A 24,253-nucleotide genomic window follows, 5' to 3' on the forward strand; every position below is an offset into this window, starting at 1 on the left:
ACCTGCGTTTTGTTTTCAAGAGATCGTTTGAAGATTTTTTCAGGCGGCTTCGGCGACCGGCAAACCCAGCAAACGCGAGACCTGATCCGGCTCGGTCTCCCGGCGCAGCACGGTAAACAGCTCGACAGCTTCGGGATAATTGCGGGTCAGCATGGCCAGCCATTGCTTCAAACGGCCCGGCGATTGGCGTGGCGTCATCTGCGCTTTGGCCTGCAGCCAGAAGTCCTGGATCAGCGGCATCAGTTCGGCCCAGGTCATCTCGACGACTTCCTCGCCGGCACGAGCGGCGGCGATCTGACGGGCCAGATCCGGACGCGACACCAGACCACGACCGAGCATGATGTCTTCGACGCCGCTGATTTCCCGGCAGCGGCGCCAGTCTTCGACGCTCCAGATATCGCCGTTGGCGAACACCGGCACCTTGACCACGTCCTGCACACGCGGAATCCACTCCCAATGCGCCGGCGGCTTGTAGCCGTCGACCTTGGTCCGGGCGTGAACCACGATGTGCTCGGCACCGCCCTCGGCCAGCGCCGTGGCGCAGACCAGCGAGCCGTCCGGGCTGTCGAAACCCAGGCGCATCTTGGCGGTGACCGGAATGTGTGCAGGTACGGCGCGACGCACGTGTTCGACAATCTGATTGAGCAGCTCCGGCTCCTTGAGCAGCACCGCACCACCACGGGACTTGTTGACGGTCTTGGCCGGGCAGCCGAAGTTCAGGTCGATGACTTCAGAACCGAGCTCGCAGGCCAGCGCAGCGTTTTCCGCCAGGCACACCGGGTCGGAACCCAGCAACTGCACGCGCAGTGGCACGCCGGAAGCGGTGCGCGCACCGTTGAGCAGTTCAGGGCCGAACTTGTGGAAATAGGCCGGGGTCAGCAACTGATCGTTGACCCGAATGAACTCGGTCACGCACCAGTCAATACCGCCGACACGGGTCAGGACATCGCGCAGGATGTCGTCGACCAACCCTTCCATCGGCGCCAGAGCAATTTGCATGGGAAACACACACTCAAGGAAAAACGTGCGGCAGTTTACTGGGTTTCGCGGGTTAAACCCATGTCCGCCGTCTGTATGGCCGGGCCGTAGCCTTCGATGAACTCGGCGGGCATGCGCTTGGGCCTGCCGGTGGACAGTTCGATGCAGACGAAGGTGGTCTGGGCGCGCAGCAGCGTGGCGTTGTCGCTGGGGCGAATCAACTGGAAGTGACGGGTCATTTTCAGACGCTGATCCCAATCAACGATCCACGTCGCCAATTGCAGCTCGTCGCCTTCGTAGGCGGCGGCCAGGTAATCGATTTCGTGGCGCACAACGGCCATTGCCCGATCCAGACGCCGATACTCGACCAGATCCAGACCCAGGCGCTGCGAGTGGCGCCAGGCGCAGCGCTCGAGCCAGGTCACGTAGACCGCGTTGTTCGCGTGGCCCAGCCCGTCGATGTCCTCGGCGCCCACTTGCAGATCAATGGTAAACGGCGTTGCCCGATCCCAGCCCATGCCCTACTCCCGGTCAAATGATTCAACCGGGGCAGTGTAACGGATGACTACGCCGATTGCCGCGCCTGAAGGCTGCGCCCGGCCAGCAGTGATAACACGCCATCAATCACCCGAGGGTCGGCCAGTACGCGCTGGTGACCGCCGGCTTCCAGACGCAACAGGCGACTGTCGAACCAGGATTCGTGGATCAGTTGGGATTCCTTGACCGAAACGAAGGTGTCGTCCTCGGCATGCACGATCAGGCCTGGCATATCCAGTTGATAGTGCGCGACATCAAGGGTGGCGGCGCGCATCCCGACGTCCTGCTCGACTTGCCGAATGAACGCCGAGCGAGCTCTGGGCGGCATGCCGACATAACGGGCAAACCCGCGCAACACCCCGAGAATCCGCGCCGGAGCGGCAATGCTCACGAGGGTTTCGGTGCGCAATCCTAATTGCACAGCCAGCATGGCGCTGGCGCCGCCCATGGAGTGACCGATGACAGCCTGCAACGGAGGCAATTCGGCAGCAGCTTCAAGCATCGCCCGGGCGAACAGCACCACATTGGCTTCACGCCCCGGAGAGCGACCGTGGGCCGGGCCATCAAGCGCGACAACGGTGTAACCCGCTTCAACCAGCGCGGTGATCAACGCGGCAAACTGGGTGGGCCGCCCTTCCCAGCCGTGCATCAGCAAAACAGTCGGGCCTTGCCCCCAGCGCAGGGCCGAAAGACCGAAGCGCAAGGTGATGCGTTCGGATTTCGCCAGCAGCGGCAATTCCCAGTCCCTCGGTTTATTCGCGCGCGGCGTCATGAACGCCAACCGCATTTTGCTCGCCACCAGTTTCGGTGCGAACCAGCCCAAGGTGCCATTAACGCCGCGAACCCACTTCAACGTGCTCATCGCTCTCTCCCCGGGCTTGTAGCCTTCAGGTCAACGCACCGCCGACTTGGCGGCGCGCAGCAATCGATCGGATAAATCACCAGGTCCCAACGCCCTTGAGAGCGCCAGACCACCTACCATCAGGGCCACGTCGGCCAACGCTTTATCGATGTCTTCAGGGCTTGAAGCCAACTGCGCAATCATCAGTTCCAGGTGCTCGTTCAGCGCTATGCGGAATTCTTCCGGCAACCGCCCAAGCTCGCCGATGGAGGCCGGAATCGGGCAGGCCGAATCGCTGGAATCGCGATGCTTGCGCGACAGATAGAACGCAGCCACCAGGGCGCGGCGCTCTTCACCGGTCAGCTCGCTGTCCATGTCGGCAATCAGGTCGCGACGGCGACCGAGCAATTGCTTGAACGCCTCAAGCATCATGGCGTCCTTGCTTTCGAAGTGGGCATAGAAGCCGCCGACGGTCAGGCCGGCCGCCCCCATCACTTCGCCCACGCTCGGTTCAGCCGGACCGCGCTGGATCAGTGCAGCACTGGCGGCCTTGAGAATGCGTTCGCGGGTTTGAGCTTTCTTGTCGTTCATCGTCGCCTCCGAATATTACGATAGCAATATTATTCTCATAATAATATTCCGCAAGTCACACGCGTGACCGCTGGTCTGAAGCACAGTGTTAAGGAAAAAGAGGATTTGGCCAAACGCCAGACAAACAAAAGGGCCATTCAATAATTGAATGACCCTTATAAAATCCCGCAGAGCGGGTAATCGTGGCGTCCCCTAGGGGACTCGAACCCCTGTTACCGCCGTGAAAGGGCGGTGTCCTAGGCCACTAGACGAAGGGGACACAAACCTTCTATACAACTGATCAGTGCTGAGTACTGATCGATTCAAGGCCGGTGTGGCCAGACCTTGAACTGTAAATTGGTGGAGCTAAGCGGGATCGAACCGCTGACCTCCTGCATGCCATGCAGGCGCTCTCCCAGCTGAGCTATAGCCCCGGATTTTTCGCCTCTCGGCGGAGCGACATCTTGCAACATCGCTTCTGTAAAACTGGCGTCCCCTAGGGGACTCGAACCCCTGTTACCGCCGTGAAAGGGCGGTGTCCTAGGCCACTAGACGAAGGGGACGCAAACCCTTCTATACAACTGATCAACGCTGAGTGTTGATCGCTTCGAAGCCAGCGTGGCCAGGCTTCGAAGTGTAAATTGGTGGAGCTAGACGGGATCGAACCGTCGACCTCTTGCATGCCATGCAAGCGCTCTCCCAGCTGAGCTATAGCCCCTCATCGTTGATGTCATCGCTGAGGACGGGGCGAATCTTAAGGGCGTATCGAAAGGCTGTCAAACTTATTTTTGAAAAAATTCAAAATTTTTTGTCGGCATTACAATCACTTACCGCCCTCCCCCCGTAAATTCGGGGGAAAACACCGAAGGACAGGATCAAAAGATCCTGACCTTCGGCGCGTCCTGCAGAGTCAAACGCAATCAGGCGATGGCGCCCAACAGCTTTTCCCACTCTTTGTTTTCTTTCTTCGACACGCCGCCCAGCAGGTCAATCGCCTGGCGCAGACGGAAACGGGTCAGGTCCGGCCCGAGGATTTCCATCGCATCGAGCACCGACACCGAACTCGCCTGCCCTGTGATCGCGGCAAACATCAGCGGCATCGCGTCACGCAGCTTCAGCTCGAGGGATTCGACCACCGCCTGAATCGTCGCGGTGATGCTGTCCTTCTCCCACTGACGCAGACTTTCCAGCTTCCACAGGATCAGTTGCATCAACTGACGAACCTGATCGCCCGAGAGCTTTTTCGATTCGAACAGCTTGGCATCCGGATTCACGCCACCGGCGAAGAAGAACCCGGCCAACGGTGCGACCTGACTGAAAGTCTCAACGCGGCCCTGAACGTGCGGCGCGATCTTCATCATGTATTCGGAATTGAACGCCCACTTCTGTACGCGAGCGGCGAACTCTTCCACCGGCAGATCACGCAGCCACTGGCCGTTGAGCCACGACAGCTTCTCGATATCGAAAATCGGCCCACCCAGCGACACACGCTTGAGATCGAAGTTGTCGACCATTTCCTGCAGCGAGAACTTCTCGCGCTCATCCGGCATCGACCAGCCCATGCGGCCCAGGTAGTTGAGCATCGCCTCAGGCATGAAACCCATGCGCTCGTAGAACGTCACCGAGGTCGGGTTCTTGCGCTTGGACAGCTTGCTCTTGTCCGGGTTACGCAGCAGCGGCATGTAGCACAGCTCCGGTTGTTCCCAGCCGAAGTACTCATAAAGCAGGATCAGTTTCGGCGCCGACGGTAACCATTCTTCGCCGCGCAGCACGTGGGTGATGCCCATCAGGTGATCGTCGACCACGTTGGCCAGGAAGTACGTCGGCAGGCCGTCGGTCTTCATCAGCACTTGCATGTCCATGCGATCCCACGGGATCTCGACGTCGCCACGCAGCATGTCCGGCACCACGCAGACGCCTTCGCTCGGCACTTTCATGCGGATCACGTGCGGCTCGCCGGCAGCCAGTCGACGGGCGACTTCTTCCTTGGACAGCAGCAGTGCACGGCCGTCGTAACGCGGGGTTTCGCCGCGGGCCATTTGCTCGGCGCGCATCTGGTCCAGCTCTTCGGCGGTGCAGAAGCACGGGAAGGCGTGGCCCATGTCGACCAGTTGCTGGCAGTACTTCTGGTAGATGTCGCCGCGCTCGCTCTGACGGTACGGGCCGTGCGGGCCGCCGACGTCCGGGCCTTCGCTCCAGTCGATGCCCAGCCAGCGCAGGGCGTCGAAGATCTGCTGTTCGGACTCGCGGGTCGAACGCAACTGATCGGTGTCTTCGATCCGCAGGATGAACTCACCGCCGTGCTGCTTGGCAAAGCAGTAGTTGAACAGTGCGATGTAAGCGGTACCTACGTGGGGATCCCCGGTAGGCGATGGCGCGATGCGAGTGCGGACGGTGGTCATGGCATGTCTCGAAAAGAATGAAAAGCAAAGAACGATCAAGCGGCGAATGGTAACAGGCGACACCCGCCCCGCTCCAGCGGGCAGGGCATTTAAGCCAAGGTTGCGTCTGTAACGCCCGTTGGCCGCGGTGAATGGCCGAATATCAACAGACGGCATTTACCGTTCATCGGCTGTATGCCAGATTCGCCTGCTGATAACTTTCCTTACAATTCCTCGACTACAGTTTGCCCATGCCTGCCCAACTCAAGCGTCGCCTGTTCATTTTCCTGCTGCTCGTCCTGCTGATAGCCGGGGGCTTTTTTGCTCATTGGTTTTTCAAGGGACGCTTTTATGAAAGCACCGACAACGCCTATGTCCAGGGTGAAATCACCCGCGTGTCGAGCCAGTTGAGCGCACGCATCGACGAAGTCCTGGTGCAGGACAACCAGCACGTGGAAAAAGGCCAGTTGCTGATCCGTCTCGAAGGCGACGACTTCCGCCTCGCCGTCGATCGCGCCAACGCCGCCCTCGCCACTCGCGAAGCCGAACGCCTGCAAGCCCAAAGCAAACTGACCCAGCAAGCCAGCCTGATCGCCGCCAGCGACGCGCAGGTCGCCACTACCCAGGCGACGCTCGGCCGCTCGCAGGTGGATTTGTCGCGGGCAGAAACCCTGCGTAAACCCGGCTACGTCTCCGAGGAACGGGTCACTACCCTCTCCGCCGACGCCCACATCGCCCGCTCGCAAGTGGCCAAGGCCCAGGCCGATGCCCAGAGCCAGCGCCAGCAGGTCAACGCGCTGACCGCCGAAATCAAACGCCTCGATGCGCAGATCGCCAACGCCCGCGCCGACCTCGCCCAGGCCGAACTGAACCTGACCCGCAGCGAAATCCACGCGCCGATCAGCGGTTTGATCGGCCAGCGCGCCGCCCGTAATGGTCAAGTGGTACAGGCCGGCGCCTATCTTTTGTCGATCGTTCCGGACGAAGACATCTGGGTACAGGCCAACTTCAAGGAAACCCAGATCGGTCACATGCAACCGGGCCAGAAGGCCGAGCTGCTCTTCGACGCCTATGGCGATACGCCGATCGAAGCCCGGGTCGACAGCCTGTTCGCCGCCTCCGGCGCGCAATTCAGCCTGTTGCCGCCGGACAACGCCACCGGCAACTTCACCAAGGTCGTGCAGCGGATTCCGGTGAAACTGACGTTCAAGGCCGATAACCCGCTGCACGGCAAGATCCGTCCGGGCATGTCCGTCACCGCTACCGTGAACATCAAAGACGCCCCTGACAATGGCCGGTGATTCGCTGATCCGCCCGGTCGGCGAACCGACCCGGCGGGACTGGATAGCGGTGATGAGCGTGATGCTCGGCGCCTTCATGGCGGTGCTCGACATCCAGATCACCAACTCGTCGCTCAAGGATATTCAGGGCGCCCTGTCGGCGACCCTGGAAGAAGGCTCGTGGATTTCCACCTCTTATCTGGTGGCGGAAATCATCATGATCCCGCTGACCGCGTGGCTGGTGCAGTTGCTGTCGGCACGGCGGCTCGCGGTGTGGGTGTCGCTGGGGTTTCTGATTTCGTCGCTGCTGTGCTCGATGGCCTGGAGCCTGGAGAGCATGATCGTGTTTCGCGCCATGCAGGGTTTTACCGGCGGTGCGCTGATCCCGCTGGCGTTCACCCTGACCCTGATCAAACTCCCCGAACATCACCGCGCCAAAGGCATGGCGATGTTCGCCATGACCGCCACCTTTGCCCCGTCCATCGGCCCGACCCTCGGCGGCTGGCTCACGGAAAACTGGGGCTGGGAGTACATCTTCTATATCAACATCCCGCCGGGGCTGATCATGATCGCCGGGCTGATGTACGGGCTGGAGAAGAAAGAAGCGCACTGGGAACTGCTGAAGAGCACCGATTACACCGGCATTCTCACGCTGGGCGTCGGCCTCGGTTGCTTGCAGGTTTTTCTTGAGGAAGGCCATCGCAAGGACTGGCTGGAATCGAGCCTGATCGTGACACTGGGCAGCATCGCCCTGCTGAGTCTGATCACCTTTGTGATCGTGCAGATTTCAAAGCCCAATCCGCTGATCAACCTCGGCATCCTGCGCAATCGCAACTTCGGGCTGTCGAGTATTTCAAGTCTCGGCATGGGCGTCGGGCTGTACGGTTCGATCTATCTGCTGCCGCTGTACCTGGCGCAGATCCAGAATTACAACGCCCTGCAGATCGGCGAAGTGATCATGTGGATGGGCGTGCCGCAGCTGTTCCTGATTCCGCTGGTGCCGAAGCTGATGAAATTCGTCTCGCCAAAATGGCTGTGCACGATCGGTTTCGGCCTGTTCGGGCTGGCGAGTTTTTCATCCGGCGTGCTCAACCCGGATTTCGCCGGGCCGCAGTTCAATCAGATCCAGATTATCCGGGCACTGGGTCAGCCGCTGATCATGGTGACCATCTCGCTGATCGCCACGGCGTACATCCTGCCGCAGGACGCGGGCTCGGCGTCGAGCCTGTTCAACATTTTGCGCAACCTCGGCGGCGCCATCGGCATCGCCCTGCTCGCCACCCTGCTGGACGCGCGCACCAAAACCTACTTCGATTACCTGCGCGAAGCGGTGGTACCGACCAACCCGCAGGTGGCCGAACGTCTGGCGTCGATGACCGATCGGCTCGGCAATGACACGGCGGCGTTGGGCAAGTTGAGCGAGATCGTGCATCAGCAGGCGCTGATCATGGCCTACAACGATGCGTTTCATTTTGTCGGGATTGCGCTGGGGGTCAGCATGTTGGCGATTTTGCTGACCAAGAAATTGCCTGCCGGACTGAAGGCCGGCGAGGCGCATTAACCTTGAGCGGACGCAGAGCGTCCAGGGCTGCATTCCCACGCGGAGCGTGGGAACGATCTGTTAAACGGCCAACAGCCGCTCACGCAGCTTGGCGATTTCGTCGCGCATCTGCGCTGCTGCTTCGAATTCCAGGTCGCGGGCCAACTGGTACATCTTCTCTTCCAGTTGGCGGATGCGCTTGGTGATCTCGCTCGGCGAGCGCAGTTCGGCTTCGTACTTGGCGTTCTCTTCGGCGGCCTTGGCCATGCCCTTGCGCTTCTTGCTGCGCGAACCGGGCACGGTGGCGCCTTCCATGATGTCGGCGACGTCCTTGAACACGCCCTTCGGTGTGATGCCGTTGGCCAGGTTGAAGGCGATCTGCTTGTCTCGACGGCGCTCGGTTTCGCCAATCGCCCGCTCCATCGACCCGGTGATGCGATCCGCGTAAAGAATCGCCCGGCCATTGAGGTTACGCGCCGCGCGGCCGATGGTCTGGATCAGCGAACGCTCGGAACGCAGGAAGCCTTCCTTGTCCGCGTCGAGAATCGCCACCAGCGAGACTTCCGGCATGTCCAGGCCTTCACGCAGCAGGTTGATCCCCACCAGCACGTCGAAGGTGCCAAGGCGTAGGTCGCGGATGATTTCGACCCGCTCGACGGTATCGATGTCCGAGTGCAGATAACGCACACGCACGCCGTGATCGGCCAGGTAATCGGTCAAGTCTTCGGCCATGCGCTTGGTCAGCGTGGTGACCAGCACCCGCTCCTCCACCGCCACGCGCTTGGTGATTTCCGACAATAGATCGTCGACCTGGGTCAGCGCCGGGCGCACTTCAACCTGCGGGTCGACGAGACCGGTCGGGCGCACCACCTGCTCGATCACCCGGCCAGCGTGTTCGGCTTCGTAGTTGCCGGGTGTGGCCGAGACGAAAATCGTCTGCGGACTCACCCCTTCCCACTCGTCGAAGCGCATCGGCCGGTTATCCAGCGCCGATGGCAAGCGGAAGCCGTACTCCACCAGGGTTTCCTTGCGCGAACGGTCGCCCTTATACATCGCGCCGACTTGCGGGACGCTGACGTGGGATTCGTCGATCACCAGCAGCGCATCCGCCGGCAGGTAATCGTAGAGCGTCGGCGGCGCTGCGCCAGCCGGACGGCCCGACAGATAGCGCGAGTAGTTTTCGATGCCGTTGCAGTAGCCGAGCTCGAGGATCATCTCCAGGTCGAACCGGGTGCGCTGCTCCAGACGCTGGGCTTCGACCAGTTTGTTGTTGTTGCGCAGGTATTCGAGGCGCTCCTGCAACTCGACCTTGATCCCCTCGATGGCGTCGAGCAAGGTTTCCCGGGGCGTCACGTAGTGACTCTTCGGGTAGAAGGTGAAGCGCGGCAGCTTGCGGATGACTTCGCCGGTCAGCGGGTCGAACGCGGAAATGCTCTCCACTTCGTCATCGAACAGCTCGATACGGATCGCTTCGAGGTCGGATTCCGCCGGGTAGATGTCGATCACATCGCCACGCACCCGGAAGGTCGCACGGGCGAAATCCATGTCGTTGCGGGTGTATTGCAGGTCGGCCAGGCGCCGCACCAGCGCACGCTGGTCGAGCTTGTCGCCGCGATCAACGTGCAAGACCATTTTCAGATAGGTTTCCGGGCTGCCCAGACCGTAGATGCACGACACCGTGGTGACGATGATCGCGTCCTTGCGCTCGAGCAATGCCTTGGTCGCTGACAGACGCATCTGCTCGATGTGGTCGTTGATCGACGCATCCTTCTCGATGAAGGTGTCGGACGACGGCACGTAGGCTTCGGGCTGGTAGTAGTCGTAGTAGGAAACGAAGTACTCGACAGCGTTGTTCGGGAAGAACGACTTGAACTCGCCGTACAACTGCGCGGCCAGGGTCTTGTTCGGTGCCAGCACCAGGGTCGGACGCTGCACCTGGGCGATCACGTTGGCGATGCTGAAGGTCTTGCCCGACCCGGTCACCCCGAGCAGCGTCTGGTGCGACAAACCGGCTTCGATGCCTTCGACCATCTGGCGAATGGCTTCGGGTTGATCGCCGGCGGGGTCGAAACGGGTGACGAGCTGGAATTCAGACATAAACACCTCTGGAATCGCGCCGCTGCGGGTAAACCGCAGCACCACGAGAAAGACCGCAAACGACCAATGTCGCGCAAGAAAAAACGAAGATTGTGCTGAATGTGGAGCCGATTGCCTCGCCTTTCAAGGCAAACGTCCTACATCCGGTAAAGTCTCGGACAGGTTCATTCGACTAACGGTCGAGAAATAATCGGAAAAACTTACCTTAAAAGCCGATTCGCCTGTCGCCATTGATCGATGATGGCCTCTATACTAGCTCCCCGTTTGTGCACCGCTCTAGTGCATTCGGCTGGAGCGCCACACGTCCCTCCACTCTCCATTAGAGCTGCCGCAAAAATGAGCCTGTTCTCCGCTGTCGAAATGGCACCCCGCGATCCAATCCTGGGCCTCAACGAAGCATTCAACGCCGATACCCGGACCAATAAGGTCAACCTCGGGGTGGGTGTGTACTGCAACGAAGAGGGGCGAATTCCACTCCTGCGCGCCGTCATCGAAGCCGAAACCATTCGCGCCGCTCAGCACGCCTCGCGCGGCTACCTGCCAATCGACGGCATCGCGGCCTACGACCAGGCCGTGCAAAAGCTGCTGTTCGGCAATGATTCGCCATTGCTGGCAGCTGGCCGCGTTGTCACCACTCAGGCCGTCGGCGGTACCGGCGCACTGAAAATCGGTGCCGACTTCCTCAAGCAACTGCTGCCCAATGCCGTTGTGGCGATCAGCGACCCGAGCTGGGAAAACCACCGCGCGCTGTTCGAAACCGCCGGTTTCCCGGTGCAGAACTACCGTTACTACGACGCCGCCACCCACGACGTGAACCGCGCCGGCCTGCTGGAAGACCTGAACGCCCTGCCGAATGGCTCGATCGTCGTGCTGCACGCCTGCTGCCACAACCCGACCGGCGTCGACCTGAGCCCGGCGGACTGGAACAACGTGCTGGAAGCGGTCAAGGCCAAAGGTCACGTGCCGTTCCTCGACATGGCTTACCAGGGTTTCGGTGACGGCATCGCCGAAGACGCCGCTGCCGTGCGTCTGTTCGCTGAATCCGGCCTGACCTTCTTCGTGTCGAGCTCGTTCTCCAAGTCGTTCTCGCTGTACGGCGAGCGCGTCGGCGCCCTGTCGATCATCAGCGAATCGAAAGAAGAAAGCGCCCGCGTCCTGTCGCAAGTCAAACGCGTGATCCGCACCAACTACTCCAACCCGCCGACCCACGGTGCAAGCGTCGTCGCCGCCGTGCTGAACAGCCCGGAGCTGCGCGCGCAGTGGGAAGACGAACTGGCTGAAATGCGCCTGCGCATTCGTGGCATGCGCGAGCAGATGGTTGCTCTGCTGGCGAAGAAAGCCCCGCAGCGTGACTTCAGCTTCGTCGGTCGTCAGCGCGGCATGTTCTCCTACTCCGGCCTGACCACCGAACAGGTTCACCGCCTGCGCAACGAGTTCGGCATCTACGCCCTGGACACCGGCCGCATCTGCGTCGCTGCGCTGAACCAGAGCAACATCGAAGCCGTGACAGACGCCATCGTTCAGGTCATCTGATCCGGCGCTGCACTGAAAACGGGAAGCCTTCGGGCTTCCCGTTTTTATTTGTCTGAAGAAAAGCCGCTACACCCTCTAGACTGCACCCAAACGATATTTCAGAGAGACGACATGAAAAACGATGACCTGCGCGCCGACCGCGACGATCTGGATGACTTCATCCCCCGCGCCCCGGCCAAGCGCGGAAATAATCTGGTGCTGCAAGTCGCGGCCGGGGTGTTTCTCGGCGGGCTGGCGCTGTGGCTGGTGCAACTGGGCGCAACGATGCTGTACGCCAAACTGATGCTCGGCACCTTCACGTTCGGCGGCTAAGCCAGTTCCGCTGCACGCTGAGTCGCCGCATCGTCATAAACGACGTAGAGCGATTCGGCGACCTGGCTCTTGATGGCCTTGGTGCTTTCCAGACCAAGGACAAAACCCTCGGCCTTGCCGCCTGCGCGGTTCAACTCTTCAGCCGTGGCGGCCTGAGTGATCGCGTCGAAAAGTTTTTCAGCGTGTGGGCCGACGCCTTTGGGCAGGCTGATTTGTGCGGTGCTCATGCGAACACCTCGACAGGACGACGGGTGAGGATGGGGCTATTCATGGCGCGTACCTTTTCGGCGAATGGCCGGCAGCGCGTGTGACCACTTCCGGGCGGCCATGGTAGACCTCTGCTACGGTTCTGGTAACCGCCAATCGCTGATAGATCGCCGTCCGTGCTGATATTTCCAGAAAATTTACAACTGGCGCTTGACTAGTCTTTTTAAATCAGTAACATACGCACCAATTCCGCAATAGCTCAGTTGGTAGAGCAAGTGACTGTTAATCACTGGGTCCCTGGTTCGAGTCCAGGTTGTGGAGCCAAATACAGAGCCCCTGAATCGAAAGATTCAGGGGCTTTTTTGTGGGCGCTGAAAAAAGCGACGCCATAGAAAAAGGGCCGATCAGTTTCGCAACTGATCGGCCCTTTTTCATTCAGCTATAGCGGTCAGACGTGCTCGCTGCTCTTGGCATGTGCCTTCGGTGCGCCGTGACCGTGATCCGCATCCGGATCGATCACCGGCACTTCGTTGCCGTCGCAGTCGTGCAGCTTGCCGTCGCTGAAGTAGTCGCCTTCACGCAGCGCGGCCAGATCGCGATAACGCAGGGTCCGCTCTTCTGCCGCCGCAAACACCGACTGCTGATCCGAGTTACCCGCCGTAAAGTGGTTGAACGCCAGGTTCAGCAGGATCGCCATGATCGCCGACGAACTGATGCCCGAATGGAAAATGGTCGCGAACCAGCTCGGGAAGTGATCGTAGAAGTTCGGCGCGGCAATCGGGATCATGCCGAAGCCGATCGAGGTGGCGACGATGATCAGGTTGACGTTGTTGCGGTAGTCGACCTTGGACAGCGTACGAATACCACTCGCTGCCACTGTGCCGAACAGCACGATACCGGCGCCGCCAAGTACCGAGGTCGGCACGGCTGCGATGACCCGACCCATGAACGGCAGCAGGCCGAGGATCACCAGGAAGATACCGCCGGTCGCCACCACATAGCGGCTCTTGATCCCGGTCACCGCCACCAGCCCGACGTTCTGGGCGAAAGCGCTTTGGGTGAACGAGCCGAAGATCGGCGCAAACATGCTCGACAGCATGTCCGCCCGCAGGCCATTGCCCAGACGCTTGGAGTCGACCTTGGTGCCGATGATTTCACCGACCGCCAGAATGTCCGCCGAGGTTTCCACCAGGGTCACCATGACCACGATGCACATCGACAGGATCGCAGCGAAGTGGAAGGTCGGCATGCCGAAATGGAACGGCGTCGGGAAGCCGAACATCGGGCCCTGGGTGACATTGGAGAAATCTGCCATGCCGAGGAACACCGCCAACACCGTGCCGATCACCATGGCCAACAGGATCGACAGACGCGAGATGGTGGAACTGCCGACCTTGCTCAACAGAAGTACCAGCACCAGCGTGACCGCCGCCAGACCGATGTTCTGCATGCTGCCGAAGTCAGGCGCGTGGCTGTTGCCGCCCATGGCCCAGCGTGCGGCCACCGGCATCAGCGTCAGGCCGATGGTGGTGATCACAATGCCGGTGACCAGTGGCGGGAAGAACTTGGTGATTCGCGAGAACACCGGCGTGATCAGCAAGCCGATCAGCGACGCCGCAATCACCGCGCCGAGCACCGACTGGAAGCCGCCCTCCCCGCCACTGCTGACAATCGCCACCATCGTAGCAACGCCGGAGAACGACACGCCCTGTACCAGCGGCAACTGACAGCCGAAAAACGGTAAACCCAGGGTTTGCAGCAACGTGGCCAGCCCCCCCGCAAACAATGAAGCAGCAATCAACAGACCGATGTCCGCCGGCGAAAGCCCGGCGGCCTGACCGATGATCAGTGGCACCGCGACGATACCGCCATACATGGTCAGAACGTGTTGCAGGCCGTAAGCCATATTCGCGCCGACCCCGAGATTCTCGTCCTCGGGCCGTTGGTGTGAAACATGGGGCGTTTTCATGGTGGGGGAGTTCCCTGGTTTTTGTTATGCGCACACTGTATGCAAGAGTCACGACAAATGTCCATAGACTTGTATACAACTTATCAGTCACATAATGGTTAGCTAGCCACCCAACCTTCTATCCCGCTGCTTTCATCCCCCACAAATCCGGCAACACATCCCCAATCGAGTCCACGTTTTATCCGCCTAGGCTGAAGTGTTCATGGCGACCGACGGCGCGGCCGCACCCTTTTTTTATACATATAAAGTATGCATAATGAAGTCATTCAAGATTCAGTTCGACAAAGCAAGAATGCTGCCAACAAACTCAAGCACAGAGGGATCAGCCTCGCCGAGGCCGAACCGGTCTTCCACGATGAGCGAGCATTGACGATTGAGGATAACGACCATGACGAACAACGCTGGATCACTCTCGGCAACGACGGCAAGGGACGTTTGCTGGTCGTCGTGTACAGCTATCGGGAGCCGAATTTGGTTCGAATCATTTCCGCACGTATCGCTACACCGAGTGAACGTCGCGAATATTTTCTGGAGGTTTGACCCATGAAAGACGAATACGACTTTTCTCAGGGAAAACGCGGCGCATTGGCGTCCAACAAGGGTAAAACGCGCATCACCATCATGCTTGATGATGCGGTCATCGAAGCGGCACGTACGGTCGCCGAAGAGGAAGGGTTTGGCTATCAGACGGTAATCAACAACACCCTGCGCCACGCATTGCTTAACAGCCGTGGTGCAACCGAGGAACTCGAGCATTCCAGCGGGCAATTCAAGCAAGGCATCACCGCCACCGACCTCAAGAGCCTTGAGAAAAAACTGTCGGCGGCCGTGAACGAGATCCGGCGGGTGCTGGAGCCGGAGGCAAAACCTTAGGTTTCAGACCGGCTGAATCAAGCGCGCCAGCGCCAGACGTGCACCGGGCTGGTGCGGCAAGCGCAGGCCGAATTCCCGTTCCAACAATTCGATCAGTTCATCGACGTCCGTCACTTCACGCCGCTCGCTCTCGGCGCCCATGCGGTGGATCGCGAAACTGCCGTTGTTCAGTGTGCGCCGCCAGCCGTCGCCGGTACGCGCAACCATCAGGCGCTGGGCAAATGGCGAGTCCGGGTGAGTCGAGACATACCAGTTGCCGAGGGTGTAATCGATGTCTTCCTGGCGTTGCAGGTCGAACAGGTACATCGGCCGCCATTCGCCGGCGACTTTGGCCCGCAGCATGTAGCCATCGGCCTGCGCTTCGATGCGATACGGTTCGTGCGGCGTGGATTGCTCGGCGTCGGTATCGAGCACCAGCGGCGCAGTCGGCACCATGCCGCCGAAGCCGACGTCGGTGATGTAGCGCACGTCGTCAATGGTCACCAGACTCAGGCGGTGGGTGCGCGCCGTCCAGCTGCCCTCGGGCTGATTCATGACCACTCGCCCGCTGATGCCCCGTGCGTCGAACCCCAACTCCAGTAACAACGCCAGAAACAGATTGTTCAGCTCGTAGCAGTAACCACCACGGGCGTCGTTCAAGACTTTGCGTTCGATGGACGGCAGATCGATCAGGACGGGTTCGCCACTGAGCGTCGACAGGTTTTCGAATGGAAAGGCGCCGGTATGGCGCAGTTGCAACAGGCGCAGGGTTTCAAGGGTCGGTGCCGGGGGCGCATCGAATCCCAGGCGTTGCAGGTACTGTTTCAGATTCGTCAGGCGTGGCTCGCTCATGGCTGGGTCCTTTTGCATGGGGGCGCGGATTGTTCCGCCGATGGTCGCCATGTATACGGGATCCGGGCATCGAATCGACAATTGAATTAACCAATCACCTGCTAGCGTCTTTTACGCGAATCGATGCGAATCCACGTCGGCGCGTGGTCACTGGCATGCGGTTCGTTGCGCACCCAGGCATCCACACCGGCCTCGTGCAGATAGGGGCTCAGCGGCGGATTGAGCAGCAGATGGTCGATCCGCAACCCGGAGTTCTTCTGCCAGTGCTGACGGAAGTAATCCCAGAACGTGTACAGCCGATCTTCGGGATACAGATGCCGCAACGAATCGGTCCAGCCCTGATCCAGCAGGCGCTGATAGCACTCGCGGCTTTGCGGTTGCAACAGCGCATCCTTGAGCCACGAACGGGTGTTGTAGATATCCAGATCGGTGGGCACCACGTTGTAATCGCCGGCCAGCACCACCGGGTGGTCGCTGCTTTGCAGATCCTGGGCGTATTTGATCAGACGCTCGAACCAGGCCAGTTTGTAGTCGAATTTCGGCCCCGGCTGCGGATTGCCATTGGGCAGGTACAGGCACCCCACCAACACCCCGTGCACCGCCGCTTCGAGGTAGCGGCTGTGTTTGTCGTCAGGATCGCCGGGCAGACCGCGCCGGCTCTCCAGCGGTTGCGCATCGCGGGCAAGAATCGCCACGCCGTTCCATGACGCCTGACCGTGCCAGATGGCGCCATAACCGGCGGCCTCCAGATCGGCGGCAGGAAATGCGCTGTCCACCAGTTTCAGCTCCTGCAAGCAGACGATGTCCGGCTGCTCGCGCCTGAGCCATTCCAGCAGGTTCGGCAGTCGGGCCCGCAGGCCGTTGACGTTGAACGTGGCAATGCGCATTTTTTTCATCGTCCGATTTCCTGCCATTGACCGATAAAAACTGTGACATCCGCCGACCGCGACGGTTGCGTCGGATCCTTCCCGTACGGCGTAATAGGCCCTCGCCTGAACCGCCGAGAATCCCCACATGCAAACCACGCTGCAAGGCCAGGGAATCATCCTGCGCCCGCTTCAATACACCGACGCCGACGCCCTGCTCCATGCTGCCGCCGACGGTGAACTGTGGAATCTCACGGTCACCGTGGTGCCGTCGACTACCACCGTCGACGCTTATCTGAAAAAGGCCCTCGACGGCCGTGAGGCAGGCACGGTCATGCCGTTTGTCATCGTGCTGAAGGAAACCGGCGAAGTGATCGGCTCGACCCGGTTCTGGAAGATCGACCCGCTCAATCGCAAGCTGGAGATCGGCAGCAGCTGGATTTCGGCACGCTTTCAGAAAACCTTCGTCAACACCGAGGCCAAATACCTGATGCTGCGCCACGCCTTCGAGGTGCTCGATTGCGTGCGGGTGCAGTTCACCACCGACGAAAACAACCAGAAGTCGCGCAACGCGATCCTGCGGCTCGGCGCGCAGCAGGAAGGCATCGTCCGCCACGAACGCATCATGCCGGACGGCCGCAAGCGCAACTCGGTGCGCTTCAGCATCATCGATGATGAATGGCCGCAAGTACGCCTGAACCTGGAACGCAAACTGGCGGATTACGGCCTGCGCTGAACGGTCAGACGCGGTTGCGCAGCCATTGCAGGAAGCCTTTCTTCGGCGCCGCTACCGGCGTTTCCTCCGTCAGGGATTGCGCCTTGTGCAGGCGGAAATCGAGCAACGCCTGCATCGCATCGTTGATGTCGTGACGGGCATCCAGGCACGGTTTGAGGTAAGACTTCTCGATGCGGTACAGCGCGCAAAAGGTCTTGGCTGAGAAGTCGGCCGGCAGTGAGGTATCGGACAGAATCCCCGCCTCGCCAATCACTTCGCCAGGCCCCATCCGCCCGGACTCGAATGGCGTGCCGTGGCGCTTGAGCGTCACCGAGACCACGCCGGACTCGATGATGAACAGATGATCGCTGACCTCGCCGCCCGCAAGAATCATCTCGCCGGCACGGAAGGTCTGCAGGGTCATGTTCTGGCTGAAGGTTTCCTTCTCCTCCTGACGCAGCGTGGAGAAAATCGGCGAGCTGTCGAGCAACGCCCGCGGTCGCGAGAGATTGCTCAGCATACCCGGCTCATCGCTCGACAGCAGATTGACCCCGGACGCCTGCAGATGCCGGTACGCCAGGTCGAACAGCTGATTGCGCACCACACGTTTTTCGCTCATTGAGGCGACAAACCCGCTGATTTCATATTCGGCGCCGGCGCTGCTGGAGCTCTTCAGTGCGACACTCGGCGCGGGGCTCTCCAGCAATTGGCGACAACCCTGCATCGCCCGCTCCAGGGCATCGATCACCGAACTGGGCCGCGCATGCGGACTGACCTGCACGCTGACGGCCACCCCGAACATATTGCTCGGCCGGCTGAAGTTGATGATCTTGGCCTTGGCCGCCAGCGAGTTGGGAATCACCGCCATGCTGCCCTGACTGGTTTGCAGGCGCGTGGCGCGCCAGTCGATGTCGGTGACCCGGCCTTCGGTGCCGTCGATGGAAATCCAGTCATCCAGTTGATAAGGCTTGGTGGTGTTGAGCACGATCCCGGAAAACACGTCACTCAAGGTGCTCTGCAACGCCAGACCGACGATGATCGCCAACGCCCCGGACGTCGCCAGCACGCCTTTGACCGGAAGATCCAGCACGTAGGCCAGCGCCGCGATGATCGCAATCAGGAAGATCACCGCACCCAGCAGATCCTGCAACAACCGCCCGGTGTGCCCGACCCGCTGCATCATCACCGCGCCGATCAACACCGTCAGGGTGCGCGCGCCGAACAGCCACCAACCGATCTGCAAACCGGTCGCCGCCAGATGCAACGGCACATTGTCGGCCCACGGCGCAGGCTCCATCGGGTTGAGCCCTTCGTTGAACAGCAGGATGCTGAACAGGGCAAAAATCAGCACCCGCACCAACAGTTTCCACGCGCTGCCGTGGGAGCTGATCAGACGCCACAGACCGAGATCGATCAGGATCAGGATCAAGGCGCAAAACAACGGATGATCGGTGAGCAGAGACAGCATCAAACAACTCCGACAGGGGCCAGTCGCGAGAAGATCGCACAGATTGGGCTCAGTGTAGGAGGAATTGATTTGGCGGGATGAGCGCCACGGCGCGCGCTCAAAAAAAACCGGCAGGCGCACGTGGCGCCTGCCGGTTTTTTTAGCTGTGCATCTGGCCGAAGCGGCCGGACTGGAAGTCGGCGAAGGCCTGATGGATTTCTTGCTCGGTGTTCATCACGAACGGGCCGTGGCCGACGATCGGCTCGTCAATCGGCTCGCCGCTGAGCAGCAGCACTACCGCGTCCTGGCTGGCTTCGAGGGTGATGCGATCGCCATCACGCTCGAACAGCGCCAACTGCCCTTCGCGCATCGACTCCACACCGTTGATCTGTACCGAACCTTTCAACACCACCAGCGCGGTGTTGCGGCCTTCGTGCAGATCCAGCGAAAGCAACTTGCCGCTGTTCAGCCGCAGATCCCAGACATCGATAGGCGTGAACGTGCGGGACGGGCCCTTGTGGCCGTCGAACTCACCGGCGATCAGACGCAGGCTGCCGGCACCGTCCTTGAGCGCAATTTGCGGGATATCACTGTCCAGAATGGTCTGGTACCCCGGCTCGGCCATTTTGTCCTTGGCCGGCAGATTCACCCACAACTGCACCATTTCCAGGTTGCCGCCGGTTCGGGCGAAGTTTTCCGAGTGGAATTCTTCATGCAGGATTCCGGAAGCCGCCGTCATCCACTGCACATCGCCCGGGCCGATGGTGCCGCCGCTGCCGGTGGAATCGCGGTGCTGCACTTCTCCTTCGTAAACGATGGTCACGGTCTCGAAGCCACGGTGCGGATGCTGACCCACGCCACGGCGTTCGGTGGTCGGAGTGAATTGCGCGGGCCCGGCGTGATCCAGCAGCAGGAACGGGCTGATGTGCTTGCCCAAATTGTCGTAGGAAAACAGGGTATGCACCGGAAACCCATCGCCGACCCAGTGGCCGCGAGGGCTGGTGTAGATACCGATCAGGTTTTTCATGGTGGACTCCGCAATCAGATTGATCATGGACCGATCATAAATTCGCCACGTATTTAGTACTAGTCAGCCAAAACCGTCCTCATCGTTCTACTGATGGAACGATACCGATCGCGGTGATTCGTGACTTCCAGTCAACAGTACTTTGCCCCGACAGCGGTTTTTCCCGAGGAATCAGACGCGGATACTCCTGCCCATTCCCACTGCAACCCTGGAGTCTCTGCATGTCTGTTCCCGCTTTCGGTCTTGGTACGTTTCGCCTGCAAGGCCAGGTGGTCATCGATTCGGTGAGCACTGCCCTTGAGCTCGGTTACCGGGTCATCGACACCGCGCAGATCTACGAAAACGAAGCCGACGTTGGCGAGGCCATCGCTGCCAGCGGCATCGCCCGTGAAGAACTGTTCATCACCAGCAAGATCTGGATCGCCAACTTCGCCAAAGACCGGCTGATTGAAAGCCTCAAAGAGAGCCTGCAAAAACTGCAGACCGACTACCTCGACCTGACGCTGATCCACTGGCCATCGCCGGAAGATCAGGTGCCGGTCGAAGAATTCATGGGCGCGCTGCTGGAAGCCAAACGCCTGGGCCTGACCCGGCAGATCGGCGTGTCCAACTTCACCATCGACTTGATGAAACAGGCGATTGCTGCGGTCGGCGCGGAAAACATCGCCACCAACCAGATCGAACTGCACCCGTACCTGCAAAACCGCAAGGTTGTCGAGTTCGCGCAAAGTCAGGGCATTCAGATCACGTCGTACATGACCCTGGCCTATGGCGAAGTGCTGAAGGATCCGCTGATCGTGCAGATCGCCGAGCGTCTGCACGCCACCCCGGCGCAGGTCACTCTGGCGTGGGCGATGCAATCGGGTTACGCGGTGATTCCGTCGTCGACCAAACGCGCCAACCTGCAAGGCAACCTCGGCGCCACAGCGCTGACCCTGAGCGACGCCGACATGGCGCTGATCGCCACGCTGGATCGCGGCCATCGCCTGACCAGCCCCAAAGGCATCGCGCCGCAGTGGGACTGACCGCTCAAGCCTGAAGCTGCTGCGCGAGGTCGTGCATGGCCACGCGCAGCAACTCGATGGCGGTCGTCAATGCCGCTTCGGGCTCATCGTCACGGCAAGCCTGTTCGAGTACCCGGCACGCCGAGACCACGCGCTCGGCACCGATCATGTGCGCCCCGCCTGTGACGTGATGCGCCAGATCACGTAAATCTGCGCGATCACTTTTACGGCCCGATTCCTCCAGACGCTTCAGGTCGATGCGCAGACTACTCAGTACTTCCTCACGCAATTGCCCGATCAGCGGGTTGTCCGCGCCTGCCAGTTGCAACAGTGCGCTCAGATCGAACTCGGCCACTGCCGGATCATCCACGCTTTCGATCTGCGCGCCTTCGGATGTTGCGGCCATCAGGGCCTGGCTCAATTCACGCAGCAGAACCGGTTTGAACAGACAATCGTCCATCCCGGCTGCCCGGCATCGCTGCTTCTCTTCCATCTGCGCATTGGCGGTAAATCCGAGGATCAGACAGGGCGCTCTACCCGTCGCGGCTTCTTCCTGACGTACCGCGCGCGTCAGCTCGTAACCGTTGAGCCCCGGCATGTTGCAGTCAGTGATCAGTGCATCGAAGGCGTGCCCGCGCCAAAGCGCCAGCCCCTCCTCACCGCCACCGGCGTCAACGGCACGATGCCCGAGCTCACTCAACTGCCGACACAGCAGCAGGCGATTCACCGGATGGTCATCCACCACCAGCACGTTCAGCGAATTAACCATCGTCGCCGCTGGCACCGGTACAGCCTCTTGCACCAGCGGCGCCAGCACCGGCAGTTCCATTCGCAGCATGACCTGAGTGCCCCTGCCCGGTTCGCTGCTCATCCACAAATCGCCGCCCATCATCCGGCACAGATTGCGGCTGATCACCAGCCCCAGGCCAGAACCGCCGTGCGTCACAGATTGATGATCGCCGACCTGCACAAACGGTCTGAACAACCGCTGCTGATCCTCGGCGCTGATCCCCCGGCCACTGTCTTCAATGGCCACGCCCACTTCAATCAGCCCGTCCTGTTCGCCGAACACGCGCAGGCGCAGGCTCACCTCGCCGTCCTCGGTGAACTTGATTGCATTGCTCAGCAGGTTCGACAGCACTTGTTTGAACCGCAGGGGATCGAGCATCACCACGACGTTGCTGCGCTCATCCATTTCTACATGCCACAACAATTGTTTCTGCCGGGCCAGGCCTTCGAAAATCCGACACACCGACGCCACCACTTCATGCAGATTGACGCGCTCGGGGGCCAGCGACAGATGCCCGGACTCGATGCGTGCGATGTCGAGAATATCGCCGATCAATGCCAGCAGTTGCTGCCCGGCGCTGGACGCCACCTCGATCGCCTGGCGATCGGTCACGCCTTCATCGGCACGTTTGAGGGCCAGTTCGAGCATGCCGATCAGGGCGTTCATCGGTGTGCGGATTTCATGGCTCATGGTCGCCAGAAACGTGCTCTTGGCGCGATTGGCTTCATCGGCTGCGTCCTTGGCCTCCTGCAACTGCTGAAGCCATTGCTGGCGCTGGCGGATCTGCCGACGCTGAAAGCCGATCCAGCCCAACGCCAACAGCAACAGCCCTGCCGCCACTGCAAACCCGCGCAGTATTTGCGTTTGATGACGCTGCCAATAGCTGTCTTGCAGCACCACGTTACGACTCCAACGCGTGACCAGACCGTCAATTTCCTGGGGGGCGATGCTCAGCAGTGCCTTGTTCAGAATCGATTGCAACTGCGGGGCGTCGAGCGCTGTCGCCATGGCAACCCGCGCCGGCAAATCGCCCAGCGTGGAGACAATCCGCAAGCGATCGCGGTATTGGTGATCGATCTGGTAGCGCGCCACCAGCAACGAGCTCAATGTCGCATCGGCCTTGCCGTCGAGCAGCGCCTGCGTGCCGTCGGCCGGGCTTGGCAACTCGATCAGGCGGATCTGCGGTACGTTCTCCAGCAGATAATCGTGCAACGGATTACCGCCATAAAGCGCCAGACGTTTGCCCGCCATGTCTTCAAGGCTGCGCGGCGCGTGTGCCTTTGAATCGGCAATCAGCACAAAGGGGCTGTTGACGTACGATCGGGTGAACAGCATTTTGGTTTCGCGCTCGCGGCTCGGTGTCAACACCGGCAACAGATCCAGCGCACCGCTTTTGAGTTGCTCGACCTGACGATCCAGCGACCGACCGCGCACCACCTCGAATGTCAGGCCACTGCGCTGACTGATCAGATTGAGCAATTGGGCGGCCAGCCCACTGAAACGGCCATCGGCGTCAAAGAATGTCAGCGGTGCAAAATCATCGATAGCGCCGACCCGCACCACCGGATGCTGATCCAGCCATTGTTGCTCGCTGTCGCTCAGGCTCACCTGCGACTGCGCAGCCACGTCCGCGCGACCGGCGCTCCAGCGCAGCTCGATGGCCAGGCGCTGTTCCATGGGAATGGCCAGCAGGGCTTTGTCGACCAGACCTTTCAAACGCGTATTGCTGCGGGCCAGGGCAAAGCCGAACGGGTTGGCGTCAAGGCCCGAAGGCCCGGCCAGTTGCAGGTCGTTGTGAAAGATCGTGTTGAGCAGATAGCTGGCGCTGATGAAGTCGCCAACGTAAACCGCATCCGTGCCGTACGCCACGGCGCCGAGGGCATCGAAAATCGACCTGTAACGCTGCAGGGAGGCTTGCGGGTAAGCCTCCTGGATGGTCGAGGCTGGCAGGTAGTCGTCCACCATGGCGATGCGTTTGCCAGCCAGATCGCCAGGCAACGGTTCGTCGATCCGAGTCACCCACATCGGCTGATCCTCGGCGTAGGCACGGGACAGCATGAGGTCGGAATCAGCTTCTTCGAACTTGTTCGACGTGCCCAGCAGGTCTACCTCACCGGCCTTGAGCGCAGCCATGGCGCTTGCGCGGTCGGAATAGCACCAGACTTCAACGGCTATGTTCAAAATCTGTGCAATTGCGTTGGCGTAATCGGCCGTAAGGCCTTCCTGTTCATGACGCTTGCGGGTCAGCTCGAAGGGCGGGTAATCCGGCCAGGAGGCACCGATGCGCAATACCGGATGCGCACGGAGCCACTGCCGATCCTGCTCATCCAGTTGAATCTGCACACCCTCAAAGCGGGTGCGGGAGACGATTTCCAGCCGTTGCGCCTCGGTCGCGTGCACCAGGCTTGCAAGCATCAGTATCGACAGAGAAACCAACCGCAGAAGACACATCATG

General features: G+C 60.5%; 20 protein-coding genes, 5 tRNA genes and 1 pseudogene. 9 read left to right on the forward strand and 17 right to left on the reverse strand.

What is annotated here, in order from left to right; genetic code table 11:
• Positions 1–39: 39 nt before the first annotated feature.
• The 9 genes from CAF90_RS17740 to gltX all read right to left on the reverse strand — a co-directional run bounded on the left by CAF90_RS17740 (position 40) and on the right by gltX (position 5,328).
• A complete protein-coding gene (locus CAF90_RS17740; protein ID WP_085607872.1) occupies positions 40–999 on the reverse strand; it encodes a tRNA-dihydrouridine synthase in 960 nt (319 codons plus the stop codon).
• Positions 1,000–1,034: 35 nt separating this feature from the next.
• A complete protein-coding gene (locus CAF90_RS17745) occupies positions 1,035–1,496 on the reverse strand; it encodes a thioesterase family protein (protein WP_011333342.1) in 462 nt (153 codons plus the stop codon).
• Between the two features lie 47 nt (positions 1,497–1,543).
• A complete protein-coding gene (locus CAF90_RS17750) occupies positions 1,544–2,377 on the reverse strand; it encodes an alpha/beta fold hydrolase (protein WP_085607874.1) in 834 nt (277 codons plus the stop codon).
• Between the two features lie 30 nt (positions 2,378–2,407).
• Positions 2,408–2,947: a TetR/AcrR family transcriptional regulator gene (locus tag CAF90_RS17755; RefSeq protein WP_007956432.1), complete on the reverse strand. Its 540-nt coding sequence runs from the start codon at positions 2,945–2,947 to the stop codon at positions 2,408–2,410.
• A 183-nt stretch (positions 2,948–3,130) separates the two neighbouring features.
• Positions 3,131–3,206: transfer RNA gene (locus CAF90_RS17760), tRNA-Glu, on the reverse strand.
• A gap of 78 nt (positions 3,207–3,284) precedes the next feature.
• A tRNA-Ala gene (locus tag CAF90_RS17765) sits at positions 3,285–3,360 on the reverse strand.
• Positions 3,361–3,413: 53 nt separating this feature from the next.
• Positions 3,414–3,489: transfer RNA gene (locus CAF90_RS17770), tRNA-Glu, on the reverse strand.
• A 79-nt stretch (positions 3,490–3,568) separates the two neighbouring features.
• Positions 3,569–3,644: transfer RNA gene (locus CAF90_RS17775), tRNA-Ala, on the reverse strand.
• Positions 3,645–3,846: 202 nt separating this feature from the next.
• Positions 3,847–5,328 (reverse strand): glutamate--tRNA ligase, encoded by a 1,482-nt coding sequence (gene gltX / locus CAF90_RS17780; protein WP_007956429.1) that lies wholly within the window; start codon positions 5,326–5,328, stop codon positions 3,847–3,849.
• A 230-nt stretch (positions 5,329–5,558) separates the two neighbouring features.
• Here gltX and CAF90_RS17785 point away from each other — a divergent pair, with 230 nt between their 5' ends.
• Positions 5,559–6,608 carry an HlyD family secretion protein gene (locus CAF90_RS17785; protein WP_085607876.1) on the forward strand — a complete coding sequence of 350 codons (1,050 nt, stop codon included), beginning with the start codon at positions 5,559–5,561 and terminating at the stop codon, positions 6,606–6,608.
• 49 nt (positions 6,609–6,657) lie between these two features.
• Positions 6,658–8,148 carry an MDR family MFS transporter gene (locus tag CAF90_RS17790; protein WP_170929411.1) on the forward strand — a complete coding sequence of 497 codons (1,491 nt, stop codon included), beginning with the start codon at positions 6,658–6,660 and terminating at the stop codon, positions 8,146–8,148.
• A 60-nt stretch (positions 8,149–8,208) separates the two neighbouring features.
• Here the strand turns inward: CAF90_RS17790 and uvrB are convergent, their stop codons facing one another.
• Positions 8,209–10,224, reverse strand: a complete 2,016-nt coding sequence (gene uvrB, locus CAF90_RS17795) for an excinuclease ABC subunit UvrB (protein ID WP_085607880.1) — start codon at positions 10,222–10,224, stop codon at positions 8,209–8,211.
• A gap of 336 nt (positions 10,225–10,560) precedes the next feature.
• Here uvrB and CAF90_RS17800 point away from each other — a divergent pair, with 336 nt between their 5' ends.
• Entirely contained in the window at positions 10,561–11,757 is a 1,197-nt protein-coding gene (locus CAF90_RS17800) for an amino acid aminotransferase (RefSeq protein ID WP_085607881.1), read from the forward strand.
• Positions 11,758–11,868: 111 nt separating this feature from the next.
• Entirely contained in the window at positions 11,869–12,069 is a 201-nt protein-coding gene (locus CAF90_RS17805) for a hypothetical protein (protein WP_007956421.1), read from the forward strand.
• Here the strand turns inward: CAF90_RS17805 and CAF90_RS17810 are convergent.
• Positions 12,066–12,296 carry a hypothetical protein gene (locus CAF90_RS17810; RefSeq protein ID WP_007956420.1) on the reverse strand — a complete coding sequence of 77 codons (231 nt, stop codon included), beginning with the start codon at positions 12,294–12,296 and terminating at the stop codon, positions 12,066–12,068. The two genes, CAF90_RS17805 and CAF90_RS17810, sit on opposite strands and share 4 nt — an antisense overlap.
• A gap of 228 nt (positions 12,297–12,524) precedes the next feature.
• On the opposite strand from CAF90_RS17810, the gene CAF90_RS17815 reads away from it, so the two are divergent.
• Positions 12,525–12,600 (forward strand) — tRNA-Asn (locus tag CAF90_RS17815).
• A gap of 124 nt (positions 12,601–12,724) precedes the next feature.
• Here the strand turns inward: CAF90_RS17815 and CAF90_RS17820 are convergent.
• Entirely contained in the window at positions 12,725–14,245 is a 1,521-nt protein-coding gene (locus CAF90_RS17820; protein WP_007956419.1) for a nucleobase:cation symporter-2 family protein, read from the reverse strand.
• A 256-nt stretch (positions 14,246–14,501) separates the two neighbouring features.
• Here CAF90_RS17820 and CAF90_RS17825 point away from each other — a divergent pair.
• Positions 14,502–14,785, forward strand: a pseudogene (locus CAF90_RS17825) (BrnT family toxin).
• Between the two features lie 3 nt (positions 14,786–14,788).
• Entirely contained in the window at positions 14,789–15,118 is a 330-nt protein-coding gene (locus tag CAF90_RS17830; RefSeq protein ID WP_085607883.1) for a BrnA antitoxin family protein, read from the forward strand.
• 3 nt (positions 15,119–15,121) lie between these two features.
• Here the strand turns inward: CAF90_RS17830 and CAF90_RS17835 are convergent, their stop codons facing one another.
• Entirely contained in the window at positions 15,122–15,949 is an 828-nt protein-coding gene (locus CAF90_RS17835; protein ID WP_085607885.1) for an arylamine N-acetyltransferase, read from the reverse strand.
• 101 nt (positions 15,950–16,050) lie between these two features.
• The gene (locus tag CAF90_RS17840) at positions 16,051–16,845 is read right to left on the reverse strand and encodes an exodeoxyribonuclease III (RefSeq protein ID WP_085607887.1); all 795 of its coding nucleotides are present in this window, start codon (positions 16,843–16,845) and stop codon (positions 16,051–16,053) included.
• A 118-nt stretch (positions 16,846–16,963) separates the two neighbouring features.
• Between CAF90_RS17840 and CAF90_RS17845 the strand changes: the two genes are divergently transcribed.
• Positions 16,964–17,551: a GNAT family N-acetyltransferase gene (locus CAF90_RS17845; RefSeq protein WP_085607889.1), complete on the forward strand. Its 588-nt coding sequence runs from the start codon at positions 16,964–16,966 to the stop codon at positions 17,549–17,551.
• A 4-nt stretch (positions 17,552–17,555) separates the two neighbouring features.
• Here the strand turns inward: CAF90_RS17845 and CAF90_RS17850 are convergent, their stop codons facing one another.
• Positions 17,556–18,998, reverse strand: coding sequence for a mechanosensitive ion channel family protein (locus CAF90_RS17850; RefSeq protein WP_085607891.1), 1,443 nt, complete (start codon positions 18,996–18,998; stop codon positions 17,556–17,558).
• Between the two features lie 139 nt (positions 18,999–19,137).
• The gene (locus CAF90_RS17855; RefSeq protein ID WP_085607968.1) at positions 19,138–20,004 is read right to left on the reverse strand and encodes a pirin family protein; all 867 of its coding nucleotides are present in this window, start codon (positions 20,002–20,004) and stop codon (positions 19,138–19,140) included.
• A gap of 221 nt (positions 20,005–20,225) precedes the next feature.
• Here CAF90_RS17855 and dkgB point away from each other — a divergent pair, with 221 nt between their 5' ends.
• Positions 20,226–21,029 (forward strand): 2,5-didehydrogluconate reductase DkgB, encoded by an 804-nt coding sequence (gene dkgB, locus CAF90_RS17860; protein ID WP_085607893.1) that lies wholly within the window; start codon positions 20,226–20,228, stop codon positions 21,027–21,029.
• Positions 21,030–21,033: 4 nt separating this feature from the next.
• Here dkgB and CAF90_RS17865 read toward each other — a convergent pair whose 3' ends face one another.
• Positions 21,034–24,252 (reverse strand): ATP-binding protein, encoded by a 3,219-nt coding sequence (locus tag CAF90_RS17865; protein ID WP_085607895.1) that lies wholly within the window; start codon positions 24,250–24,252, stop codon positions 21,034–21,036.
• Position 24,253 lies beyond the last annotated feature (1 nt).

The organism is Pseudomonas sp. B37(2017) (assembly GCF_002112885.1).
Classification (GTDB): domain Bacteria; phylum Pseudomonadota; class Gammaproteobacteria; order Pseudomonadales; family Pseudomonadaceae; genus Aquipseudomonas; species Aquipseudomonas paraglycinae.